Source organism: Lysobacter terrae, from assembly GCF_054782215.1.
This window is the reverse complement of sequence record NZ_BAAGSX010000010.1, coordinates 48,660-60,555: the sequence shown is the minus strand read 5'-3', so window position 1 is coordinate 60,555 and position 11,896 is coordinate 48,660. Positions and strand designations below refer to the sequence as shown.

At 64.2% G+C, this 11,896-nt stretch carries 7 protein-coding genes and 7 tRNA genes; all 14 read left to right on the top strand.

Annotated elements, in window-relative coordinates:
• The first annotated feature begins 67 nt into the window (after positions 1–67).
• Positions 68–1,423 (top strand): Na+/H+ antiporter NhaC family protein, encoded by a 1,356-nt coding sequence (locus ACYVJ8_RS15220; protein WP_460713932.1) that lies wholly within the window; start codon positions 68–70, stop codon positions 1,421–1,423.
• A gap of 123 nt (positions 1,424–1,546) precedes the next feature.
• Positions 1,547–1,623 (top strand) — tRNA-Pro (locus tag ACYVJ8_RS15215).
• A gap of 43 nt (positions 1,624–1,666) precedes the next feature.
• A tRNA-Arg gene (locus ACYVJ8_RS15210) sits at positions 1,667–1,743 on the top strand.
• A 25-nt stretch (positions 1,744–1,768) separates the two neighbouring features.
• A tRNA-His gene (locus ACYVJ8_RS15205) sits at positions 1,769–1,845 on the top strand.
• A gap of 74 nt (positions 1,846–1,919) precedes the next feature.
• Positions 1,920–1,995, top strand: a tRNA-Lys gene (locus ACYVJ8_RS15200).
• A 76-nt stretch (positions 1,996–2,071) separates the two neighbouring features.
• Positions 2,072–2,156 (top strand) — tRNA-Leu (locus ACYVJ8_RS15195).
• A 348-nt stretch (positions 2,157–2,504) separates the two neighbouring features.
• Positions 2,505–3,800 (top strand): trigger factor, encoded by a 1,296-nt coding sequence (gene tig / locus ACYVJ8_RS15190; RefSeq protein WP_460713930.1) that lies wholly within the window; start codon positions 2,505–2,507, stop codon positions 3,798–3,800.
• Between the two features lie 246 nt (positions 3,801–4,046).
• Positions 4,047–4,673: an ATP-dependent Clp endopeptidase proteolytic subunit ClpP gene (clpP, locus tag ACYVJ8_RS15185; protein ID WP_460713928.1), complete on the top strand. Its 627-nt coding sequence runs from the start codon at positions 4,047–4,049 to the stop codon at positions 4,671–4,673.
• A 138-nt stretch (positions 4,674–4,811) separates the two neighbouring features.
• Positions 4,812–6,095, top strand: a complete 1,284-nt coding sequence (gene clpX / locus ACYVJ8_RS15180) for an ATP-dependent Clp protease ATP-binding subunit ClpX (protein WP_460713926.1) — start codon at positions 4,812–4,814, stop codon at positions 6,093–6,095.
• A gap of 287 nt (positions 6,096–6,382) precedes the next feature.
• Positions 6,383–8,824: an endopeptidase La gene (gene lon / locus ACYVJ8_RS15175; protein WP_460713924.1), complete on the top strand. Its 2,442-nt coding sequence runs from the start codon at positions 6,383–6,385 to the stop codon at positions 8,822–8,824.
• A gap of 230 nt (positions 8,825–9,054) precedes the next feature.
• The gene (locus ACYVJ8_RS15170) at positions 9,055–9,327 is read left to right on the top strand and encodes an HU family DNA-binding protein (protein WP_460713922.1); all 273 of its coding nucleotides are present in this window, start codon (positions 9,055–9,057) and stop codon (positions 9,325–9,327) included.
• Positions 9,328–9,473: 146 nt separating this feature from the next.
• A tRNA-Val gene (locus tag ACYVJ8_RS15165) sits at positions 9,474–9,548 on the top strand.
• A gap of 68 nt (positions 9,549–9,616) precedes the next feature.
• Positions 9,617–9,693: transfer RNA gene (locus tag ACYVJ8_RS15160), tRNA-Asp, on the top strand.
• Between the two features lie 150 nt (positions 9,694–9,843).
• The gene (locus ACYVJ8_RS15155; RefSeq protein ID WP_460713920.1) at positions 9,844–11,820 is read left to right on the top strand and encodes a peptidyl-prolyl cis-trans isomerase; all 1,977 of its coding nucleotides are present in this window, start codon (positions 9,844–9,846) and stop codon (positions 11,818–11,820) included.
• Positions 11,821–11,896: the final 76 nt, after the last annotated feature.

The following is an 11,896-nucleotide window of genomic DNA, read 5'->3' as shown; positions in this document are numbered from 1 at the left end:
TCCAGGCTCGACAGGGGCGATGCTGCACTGCAAAATTCGCCATCAATCATTTCATCCGGATAGAAAGATGGATAAGGCCCCCGCGCAGCGGCCCGTCGCCAGCGCACTGGCGCTGACGCCCTTGCTGCTGTTCCTGGCCCTGTTCTTTGGAGCAGGCGTGTACTTCACCGTGCATGGCGAAGCGATGGGCTTCTATCAGCTGCGTGCCCCGGTCGCGATTCTCCCGGCCTTGGCGCTGGCGGCGTTCATCGCCTGGCGTCGCGGCTTGAAGCCGCTGGAAACCCTGCTGCAAGGAATGGGCGACCAGAACGTGGTGCTGATGTGCCTCATCTTCCTGCTGGCGGGTGGATTCGTCGAAGTGTCCAAGGCGATCGGGGCGGTCGATGCGATCGTGTCGCTCGGTATCGGCCATGTGCATCCCGCGCTGCTGCTGCCGGCGTTGTTCGTGGTCGCCGGCTTCATTTCGCTCTCGCTGGGCACGTCGATGGGAACGATCGCTGCGGTCGCGCCGATTGCGCTCGGCGTGTCCGATGCGTCGGGACTGGATCGTGCGCTGGTACTGGGCGCGGTGATCGGCGGCGCCACGTTCGGCGACAACCTGTCGGTGATTTCGGACACGGCGATCGTCGCCAGCCGCACGCAGGGATGCTCCATGCGCGACAAATTTCGCGAGAACTTGAAGCTCGCCTTGCCCGCGGCGCTGGCCACGCTGGTGGTACTGGGCTTCATCGGCGAAACCGCGCCGGTGCAGACGCTGGAGCCCGCGTCGCCGTGGCTGGTATTGCCTTACGTGGTCGTGCTGGCGCTGGCGTTGCTGGGCCTGGACGTGATCCTGGTGCTCGGCATCGGCCTGGTGTTGGCGGGCGTGATCGGAGCGGCGCTCACGGATGACTTCGGATTGCCGGCGTACGCCGCGCATATCTGGGATGGCTTCGAAAGCATGGTCGAAATCACCCTGTTGTCGCTGTTGGTGGGCGGCCTCGGTGCGCTGATGAAGGCCACGGGCGGTCTGGCATGGCTGGCCAAGGTGATCGACCGCTTCGCGCGTGGGCACAAGAGCCGCCGTGCCGGCGAGATCAGCATTGCGGCGCTGTCGGCGACCACGGATGCGTTCACCGCCAACAACACGGTCGCCATCCTCATCAGCGGCGGGCTCGCGCGCGATATCGCGGTGGAGCACGGTGTGCCGCCGGCGCGTGCCGCCAGCGTTCTGGACATTTATGCGTGCGTCACCCAGGGCATCCTGCCGTACGGCGCGCAGATCCTGCTGGCGGCTTCGCTCGGCTCTGTATCGCCGCTGGCGTTGGCGGGCAACGTGCACTACGCATGGTTGCTGGGTGCAGTGGCGATCGGCTTCATGCTGTGGCCATCGCGGCGATCGGCCGCGGTGGTGTCGCCGGAAATGGCGGGCGCGGAAAGTTGAGAAATTCCGCGTCCCGGCCGGCAATGAACGGATCGAGGTGCCGTTTCGTCATTGACACTGCCGACACATGCCACCAAAATGTCCGGCCTTTCGCGGCGTTGGTGCGCACGGAAGTACCGGCTTCGGGGTATAGCTCAGCCTGGTAGAGCGCCAGCTTTGGGAGCTGGATGTCGTGGGTTCGAATCCCTCTGCCCCGACCATCCGCTCTGTTAGTTAGTACGGGTCAGCTAAGATGCGAATCTCGCGCCCGTAGCTCAACCGGATAGAGCACCGGCCTTCTAAGCCGGTGGTTGTGGGTTCGAGTCCCGCCGGGCGCGCCAAATTGCAGTGAAAAATAGCTTTACGGTGGCTGTAGCTCAGTTGGTTAGAGTACTGGATTGTGATTCCAGATGTCGGGGGTTCGAGTCCCCTCAGCCACCCCAGTTTGCGAAGTTGGTTTGCCAAACAGGTTTGCTAAACACAAACGGTTTGCTTACAATTTCGCTCCCGTTGTTCGGGGCCGTTAGCTCAGTTGGTAGAGCAGTTGACTCTTAATCAATAGGTCCAAGGTTCGAATCCTTGACGGCCCACCAAACACGAAACGCCCGGGTAAAACCGGGCGTTTTTGTTTTTTTGCCTGGCGGCAACTCCCGGCTAGAATTCGCCCATGCGAAAGTGGCGGAATTGGTAGACGCACTGGATTTAGGTTCCAGCGGGTAACCCCGTGAGGGTTCGAGTCCCTCCTTTCGCACCACGCCGCCTTAGCAAGAGGCGGTCAGGTAGGGTGATCGAGCCGTCGCGAGTGATGACGGTGAATTGCCGGCGTTTGGTTTGTCAGTCGGGTCTGAGAGCTGGCGGTTGAGGGGCCGGTAAATCGCCGGCGCCTTGTTTTTCCCACGCGCTGCGGCGCGCTCCGGTCTCTGGGTGCTGCGGCACGTCGGTCGCGGCGCGCCACAACTGGCACCCAGCCCCGTAATCAGCGAAACTAGCAAGTTCCGCCGGGGCCCGGTTTCGTGCCGTTCCGTCGGCACCAAATCCACCCGCCAACCAGCCAAAAACACCGCCCGCGGGAGCGACCGCGCGGCTGCAGGAGTCGTCAGCAATGCAAGCTTCGGTCGAAACCCTGGGCAACCTGGAACGCCGCGTCACCTTCACCCTCCCGGCCGACCGCCTCGAGAGCGTGGTGGACGGCCGCCTGCGCGAAATCGCGCGCGGCGCCAAGATCAAGGGCTTCCGCCCCGGCAAGGTGCCGGCGAAGGTCATCGAGCAGCGTTTCGGCCAGCAGGTGCGTGCCGAAGCCCTCGATGCGCTGCTGCGCGAAGGCTTCGGCAATGCCGTGCGTGAACACGCGCTGCAGATCGCGGGCAACCCGCGCATCGAGCCCAAGGACGGCGACGAACTCGCCTACACCGCTACTTTCGAAGTCGTGCCGGACTTCGGCGACATCGACGTCGCCAAGCTCAACGTGGTGCGTCACACCGCCGAAGTGCAGGACGACGACATCGACGCGATGATCGCGAATCTGCGCCTGCAGCGCCGCACCTGGCAGGCCGTTGAGCGCGCCGCCCAGGACGGCGACGCCGTGGAAATCGAGACCTGGTCGCTGGCGGGCGATGAGCGCGTGCCGGCCGAAGGCGTGGAACGCGGCGCGACCGTGCTCGGCTCGGGCAACATGTTCGCCGCGATCGAGTCGGCGCTGGCCGGCATGAAGGCGGGCGAGGAAAAGAGCGTCGACGTCGAATTCCCCGCCGACTGGCGCGTGCCGCAGTTCGCCGGACGCACGGTGAAGGTGCAGCTGAAGGCAACCAAGGTGTCCGAGCCGGTGCTGCCGGAAGTCGACGCCGCCTTCATCAAGAGCTTCGGCATCAAGAGCGGCGATGCGGACCAGTTCCGCGCCGACATCCGCAGCAACCTCGAGCGTGAGCTGAAGGGCGCGCTGATGAACCGCCTGCGCCGCGAAGTCGGCGAGCAGGTCATCGCGGCCTACACCCATGTCGAGATGCCGCCGCGTCTGGTCGAGGCCGAAGCCCGCAACATGGCGTACCAGGCCGTCGAGCAGATCCGTCGCCAGGGCCAGCAGGTTCCGGACGTCCCGGCGGACGCCCACCTGGGCTTCATGGAGCCGGCGCGCAAGCGCGTCCTGGTCGGCCTGATCGTCGGCGAAATCGCCCGCCGCAACGATCTGCGCCTGGATCCGCGTCGCGTCACCGAGACCCTCAAGCTGATCGCCTCGACCTACGAAGAGCCGCAGCAGGTCATCGAGCTGTACCGCAACGATGCCCAGCTGATGTCCGGCCTGCAGGCGCGGGTGATGGAAGAGCAGGTGATCGATTGGGTCGCCGAGCGCGCCCAGCACACCGAGCAAGCGCTGTCCTTCAGCGAAGCGATTCGCCAGTAAGGCGGACTACGTCGCGGGCGCCGAGCGCCCGGACGGCGATTTTTCGGGCGCGGCGCCAGCCGCGCCCGATTCGTTTGCGGCGGCTGCGCAGCCATCGCGTGGAACGCATCGTCTGAAGCGCAGCTTGCTGGAACGTGCCTTGCAGGGACGTATCTAGCAGGACGCCAAACAGAAGTGCCGCGGCCACTTGCGCTGGCGCATCATTGGCCCCAACTTGCGGACATCACATACCAGGTGCCTGACCCGATGGACAACCAGCCCCGAGCCCTGAACCTCGTTCCGATGGTGGTCGAACAGACCAGCCGCGGCGAGCGCGCATACGACATCTATTCGCGCCTGCTGAAGGAGCGGGTGATTTTCCTCGTCGGCGGCATCGACGATCACGTCGCCAACGTCATCGTGGCGCAGATGCTGTTCCTCGAGGCCGAAAACCCCGAGAAGGACATCAGCCTCTACATCAACTCGCCGGGCGGCGTCGTCACCGCCGGCATGGCGATCTACGACACCATGCAGTACATCAAGCCCGACGTGAGCACGATCTGCGTCGGCCAGGCAGCCTCCATGGGCGCCCTGCTGCTGGCGGCCGGTGCCAAGGGCAAGCGCTACGCGCTGCCGAACTCCCGAGTGATGATCCACCAGCCCCTGGGCGGCTTCCAGGGCCAGGCCACGGACATCGACATCCACGCCCGCGAGATCCTGACCCTTCGCCAGAGGCTGAACGAGGTGCTGTCCAAGCACACCGGCCAGGCCCTGGAAACGATCGCCCGGGACACCGAGCGCGACAACTTCAAGAGTGCCGAGGCCGCCCGCGAGTACGGGCTGGTCGACCAGGTCCTGGAGCGGCGTCCGGAAGAGTCCATCCAGGCGGGCTGAACGAGCCGCCGGCCGGTTTTCGAAATTATTGATTTCGCACACAAAACAGCATGAAATCCGGGCTGCAGGCAGCCCGGAACGCTGTGGTATTCTCGGGCTGCCGGTCAATCGGCACACAGCAGCACGCAAGGCAGGGGCATGAGCGACGAACGACAAGGCCGCGGCGACAGCAACAAGATTCTCTATTGCTCGTTCTGCGGCAAAAGCCAGCACGAAGTACGCAAGCTGATCGCAGGCCCCAGCGTCTTCATCTGCGACGAGTGCGTAGAGCTGTGCAACGACATCATCCGTGAGGAGCTCGAGGAGAAGGCGCAGTCGGCCCGCAGCCACCTGCCCAAGCCGCGCGAGATCCTCGAGGTTCTCGATCAGTACGTGATCGGCCAGCAGCGCGCGAAGAAGACGCTCGCGGTGGCCGTGTACAACCATTACAAGCGCATCGAGAGCCGGCAGAAGAACGACGACGTCGAACTGGCGAAGTCGAACATCCTGCTGGTCGGCCCGACCGGTTCGGGCAAGACCCTGCTGGCCGAAACGCTGGCGCGCCTGCTCAACGTGCCCTTCACGATGGCCGATGCCACCACGCTTACCGAAGCCGGCTATGTCGGCGAGGACGTGGAGAACATCATCCAGAAGCTGCTGCAGAAGTGCGACTACGACGTCGAGAAGGCGCAGCAGGGCATCGTCTATATCGACGAGATCGACAAGATCTCGCGCAAGAGCGACAACCCGTCGATCACCCGCGACGTGTCGGGCGAGGGCGTGCAGCAGGCCCTGCTGAAGCTGATCGAAGGCACCATCGCCTCGGTCCCGCCGCAGGGCGGCCGCAAGCACCCGCAGCAGGAATTCCTCCAGGTCGACACGCGCAATATCCTGTTCATCGTCGGCGGCGCGTTCGCCGGCCTGGACAAGATCATCCAGCAGCGTTCGACCGAAGCGGGCGGGATTGGCTTCGGCGCCAAGGTGAAGAGCACCACGCGCAAGACCGACGCCAGCAAGGTGCTGGCGGACGTCGAGCCGGAAGATCTGATCAAGTTCGGCCTGATTCCGGAATTCGTCGGCCGCCTGCCGGTGGTCGCGACCCTGGAAGAGCTGGACGAGGCGGCGCTGATGACCATCCTCACCGAGCCCAAGAACGCCATCACCAAGCAGTTCAAGAAGCTGTTCGACATGGAAGGCGTGGAACTGGAGTTCCGCCCGGATGCGCTCAATGCCATCGCCAAGAAGGCGCTCAAGCGCAAGACCGGCGCCCGCGGCCTGCGCACCATCGTCGAGAGCGTTCTGCTCGACACCATGTACGACCTGCCGTCGCTGGAGAACGTCAGCAAGGTGGTCGTGGACGAGTCCGTGGTCGAGCACAAGTCCGACCCATATCTGATCTATCAGACCCCACCGGCGGCGCCCAAGCTGGCGTCGGCCGAGTAACCGGCAAGGCGGCTTCGGCCGCCTTCGTCGTTTTTGGCACTGGCCTGCCTGAACCCGCCGCCGATCGGGCGTTCGGGCGCCTGCCGGCACGCGATTAGCCTCTCCCCGATTGCGGGGATAACCTGTCGGCAAGTGCCTGATTTGTTATGGCTTTTCGGCCAAAAATACAATCAGTGAACACCATCGCTTGCATCCTGCGGCGTACAGCCCCATAACCGTCCGGAAGCGCGTCCCATTGCCCTGAATGGCCGGCGTGCCACGTACCCGCCTGATCCCCTGGAGTTGCCATGACTGTCTCTTCCGACCGCGAAACGATGAACCTGCCGGTGCTGCCGTTGCGGGATGTCGTCGTGTTTCCGCACATGGTGATTCCGCTCTTTGTCGGGCGCGACAAATCGATCCGCGCGCTCGACCTGGCGATGGAATCCGACAAGCGCATCCTGCTGGTGGCGCAGCGTTCCGCCGAGACCGACGACCCGACCGGCAAGGATCTCTACGAAACCGGCACGCTCGCCCAGGTCCTGCAGCTGCTGAAGCTGCCCGACGGCACCATCAAGGTGCTGGTGGAAGGCGTCTCGCGCGTCACGGTCGACCAGGTCGGCGAAAGCAACGGCGCACTGGCGGGCCGCGCCGAGGTCGTCGATCCGATCCTCGACCGCGACGAGCGCGAGCTGGACGCGATCACGCGCTCGCTAATGGGCCTGTTCGAGCAGTACGTGAAGACCAACCGCAAGTTGCCGCCGGAGCTGATGCAGACGCTCTCCGGCATCGACGAGCCCGGTCGTCTCGCCGACACCATCGCAGCGCATCTGGGCGTGCGCCTCAGCGACAAGCAGAAGCTGCTGGAAACGCATGCCATCGGCGCGCGACTCGAACAGCTGGTCGGCCTCGTCGACGGCGAGATCGATGTGCAGCAGTTGGAAAAGCGCATTCGCGGCCGGGTGAAGTCGCAGATGGAAAAGAGCCAGCGCGAGTACTACCTCAACGAGCAGATGAAGGCGATCCAGAAGGAGCTCGGCGAGATCGACGACGCGCCCAACGACATCGACGAGCTGACCCGCAAGATCGCCGAGGCCGGCATGCCCAAGCCGGTCGAGACCAAGGCCCGCAACGAACTCAACAAGCTCAAGCAGATGTCGCCGATGTCGGCCGAGGCCGCGGTCGTGCGCAACTACCTGGAATGGGTGCTCGGCGTGCCGTGGAAGAAGCGCACCAAGATCCGCAAGGATCTCAAGGCGGCGCAGGATGTGCTGGACGCCGATCATTTCGGCCTGGAGAAGGTCAAGGACCGCATCCTCGAATACCTGGCCGTGCAATCGCGTGTGGCGAAGATGCGCGGCGCGATCCTCTGCCTCGTCGGTCCGCCGGGCGTGGGCAAGACCTCGCTCGGTCAGTCCATCGCCAAGGCGACCAATCGCAAATTCGTGCGCATGTCGCTCGGCGGCGTTCGCGACGAGGCGGAAATTCGTGGTCACCGCCGTACGTACGTCGGTTCGATGCCGGGCCGTATCGTGCAGAACCTCAACAAGGTCGGCAGCAAGAACCCGCTGTTCGTACTCGACGAGATCGACAAGATGTCGATGGATTTCCGTGGCGATCCGTCGTCGGCGCTGTTGGAAGTGCTCGATCCCGAGCAGAACAACGCCTTCAACGATCACTACCTGGAAGTCGATCTCGATCTTTCCGAGGTGATGTTCGTCGCGACCTCCAATTCGCTCAATATCCCCGGTCCGTTGCTGGACCGCATGGAAGTGATCCGCATCCCGGGTTACACCGAGGAAGAGAAGCTCAACATCGCCATGCGCTACCTGCTGCCCAAGCAGATCAAGGCGAATGGCCTGAAGCCGGAAGAGATCAAGGTCTCCGAAGACGTGGTGCAGGACATCGTGCGCTATTACACGCGCGAATCCGGCGTGCGCAATCTCGAGCGCGAAATCTCCAAGATCTGCCGCAAGGTGGTGAAGGAAATCGCGCTGGCCGGCCCCGTCAAGGCGAAGAAGGGCGGCAAGCCCAAGCCGATCACCGTCAACTCGAAGAATCTCGACAAGTACCTGGGTGTGCGCCGCTACGACTTCGGCCGCGTGGAGGAACAGAGCGAAATCGGCCTGGTCACGGGTCTGGCGTGGACCGAAGTGGGCGGCGATCTGCTCCAGGTCGAATCCACGCTGGTGCCGGGCAAGGGCCAACTGCTGCTGACCGGCCAGCTCGGCGACGTGATGAAGGAGTCGGCTTCCGCGGCGCTGTCCGTGGTGCGCGCGCGCACCGATCGTCTCGGCATCGATCTGGATTTCCTGCAGAAGCACGACATCCACGTGCACGTTCCGGAAGGCGCGACACCGAAGGATGGCCCGAGTGCGGGTATCGCCATGGCGACCGCGCTGGTGTCGATGTTGACCAAGAATCCGGTCAAGGCCGACGTGGCGATGACTGGCGAAATCACCTTGCGAGGCAAGGTGCTCGCGATCGGCGGCCTGAAGGAAAAGCTGCTGGCTGCACTGCGTGGCGGCATTCGCACCGTGATCATTCCCGACGAAAACAAGAAGGATCTCGCGGACCTGCCCAAGGCCGTCAGTGAGGGCATGAAGATCGTCACCGCCAAGTGGATCGACGAAGTCCTCGACGTCGCGCTGGAGCGTCCGGTGACGCCGACGCCGGCGATTCCTCCCGGCGAACTGCCGGTACCCGATGGCGTGCAATCGGCGACGTCCCAGGTCGACGTCAAGCACTGACGTCGCTCGTCGCATTCGCTGCCGGAAAGCGTCCAATGCTCTGAAAGCCGCGTCATTGCTGGCTTTCAGGGTTGCGGCCCGCGCAATCCCACTGGTATAACGGCGCCAGCCGCGTTGCCGCTGACCAGCGCATCCTGCGGTCCACTAGATCGGGAAGCTGCCGGCCAGGTCGGACGCTTTTCGGTTATCTGCATACCCGCGGCGTTCTGCCGCACATGGAGTCCATACGAATGAACAAGGGCGAATTTGTTAGCGCCGTCGCCGACGCTGCTGAACTTTCCAAGGCCGATGCAGCGAAGGCGGTCGATGCTGCGATCAGCGTCATCACCAAGGCGCTGAAGAAGGGTGACGCGGTCACCCTCGTGGGTTTCGGTACGTTCCAGGTGCGCGAGCGCGCCGCACGCGAAGGCCGCAACCCGAAGACCGGCGAAACGATCAAGATCAAGAAGTCGAAGAATCCGTCGTTCAAGGCCGGCAAGGCGCTGAAGGACGCGGTGAACTGATCCGCTCTTCGCAACGAAGTCCAAAAAGCCCGGCCATGCCGGGCTTTTTGTTTTGCGCTGCACGCGCGCATAAGCGCCGCCGCTCGCGATGGCGCCAGCCACGATGAAAGCAGCGGGGCTGCGCCTGCGCTATCATTCGCGCCCCCGGGTGCTTAGCTCAGCGGTAGAGCGTCTCCCTTACAAGGAGAGGGTCGGGGGTTCGAAACCCTCAGCACCCACCAGTGTTTGAAAATTTCAGATTAGGTGTTGCACAGGGCGATTCCGGTCTGTATTATTTTCGGCTCAGCGCGGAGTGGTAGTTCAGTCGGTTAGAATGCTGGCCTGTCACGCCGGAGGTCGCGGGTTCGAGTCCCGTCCACTCCGCCACTTTTTCGAAACGCCCGCAGCGATGCGGGCGTTTCTTTTTTGCGCGCTCGCCTGCGCGAGCCGAGCCGAACCCCTCGTCCGCCCCTCCGCTCGACGGCGGGTCGAAACCCGCCCTACACTGCGCGGCTACGCCAGATAACCTGTCTCCCCATGCTGCAAGCCATACGCGAAAAGACCTCCGGCTGGATCGCCACGGTGATCCTCGGCTTCCTTGCATTGCTCCTGGTGCCCTTCGGCATCAGCCAGTACCAAGTCGAGCACGCGGAGGACTATGCCGCGCGCATCGACGCGCCGCCGTCCTGGTGGCCGTCGGCGCCGTCCTGGTGGCCCGTCTCGGCCTTCTGGGAGCATGAGGAAGTCTCGCGCGAAGAATTCCGCACCGCATTCGAACGCACCCGCCAGCAGCAGCGCGCGCAGCAGGGCGAGGCCTTCGATGCGAAGGGGTTCGAAAGCGCGGAGAACAAACTGCGCATTCTCGACCAGCTGGTGAACCAGCGTGTGCAGAAGCTCGCAGCGAGCAGCGCCGGTGTCAGCGTCAGCGACACGATGGTGCGCAAGGAAGTCATGTCGATTCCTGCGTTCCAGGTCGATGGCAAGTTCAACTACGAGCGCTATCGCCTGGCGCTGTCGTCGCAGTTCCCGCCGCAGACCGAAAAGCAGTTCGAAGCGCTGATGCGCGAAGGGCTCGAAGGTTCGCTGATCAACGTCGCGATCGGCGACAGCAGCTTCTACACGCCGGCGGAAACCGACCGGCTGCTCAAGCTGATGTACGAAACGCGCGATGCCAGCGTGCTCATGGTGCCGCCGCCCGCGGCCGACACCGCGCCGGTCAGCGATGCCGAAATCAAGAGCTGGTACGACGCCCACGCCGCCGCTTACCGCGCGCCGGAAACCGTCTCGCTGGAATACGTCGAGATCAACGGGGCCGACCTGCAGGTGCCGGCGCCGGACGAAGAAGCGCTGCGCAAGCGCTACGATGAGGAAAAGAAGCAGTTCGTCGAGCAGGAACAGCGCCTGACCTCGCACATCCTGATCCAGGTCGACGCCAAGGCCGACGCGGCGGCGCAGAAGGCCGCCGAAGCGAAGGCGCGCCAGATCTACGCCCAGGCCAAGGCGCCAGGTGCCGATTTCGCGGCGCTTGCGCGCGCCAACAGCGACGACTCGGGCTCCAAGAGCGTCGGCGGCGATCTCGGCTGGATCATGAAGGACGGCGGCATGCCGGCCGACTTCGAAAAAGCGTTGTTCGCGCTGAAGCCCGGCGACGTCAGCGAACCGGTCAAGAGCGACTCCGGCTGGCACATCATCCAACTGCGCGAAGTGAAGAGCGCACAGCAGCAGGACTTCGCCCTCGTGCGCGAGAGGCTGTTGCGTGAAGAGAGCGAAGGTGCGCGCGAGCGTGCGTTCAACGACCTGAGCGGCAAGCTCGTCGACCTCGTCCTGAAGAACCCGGCTTCGCTGGAAGCCTCGGCGCGCGAACTCAACCTGCCGGTACGCACGCTGGGACCGGTGGCGCGCAATGCCAACGAAGGCATCCTGGCTACGCCGGCGGTGAAGCGTCAGGCCTTCGACGAGACGCGTATCCAGGACGGCACCGTCAGCGATCCCATCGAGATCGGTCCGAACCACAGCGTGCTGCTGCGCGTGACGGCGCATACGCCGGAGCGTGCGATGCCGCTCGCCTCGGTGCGCGACCAGGTCATCGCCGCCGTGCAGGCCGATCGCACGCGCAAGGCGGCGGAAAAGGAAGGCGATGCGTTGCTGGCGCGTCTGCGCGCCGGCGAAACGCTGGCGCAGGTGGCCATGTCGAAGAATCTGCCGCCGCCGAACGTGATTCCGAACGTGCAGCGTGGCATGCCGGTACCGGATCCGGCCGTGTCGGAGGCGATCTTCGCCGCCGCTGCACCTGCGGCCGGCAAGCCCACGCCGGGCAAGGCATCGGCAGGCGGTACGACCGTGCTGTTCACGGTGGACAAGGTCACGCCGGGCGATATCGCCGCGATGCCGCAGGCGCAGCGCGATCGCATGCGCGATCAGCTGGCCAATGTGGCCGCTGACGCCGAGCTCAAGGAACTGGTGACCTCGCTGCGTCGCGGCATGAAGATCAAGGTCGTCGAACAGAATCTCTGACCTGCAGCCGTTGGGTCAGTCGAACGAAGAGCCCGGCGCAAGCCGGGCTTTTTCTTTTTCGCAAGTTTGGCGCACG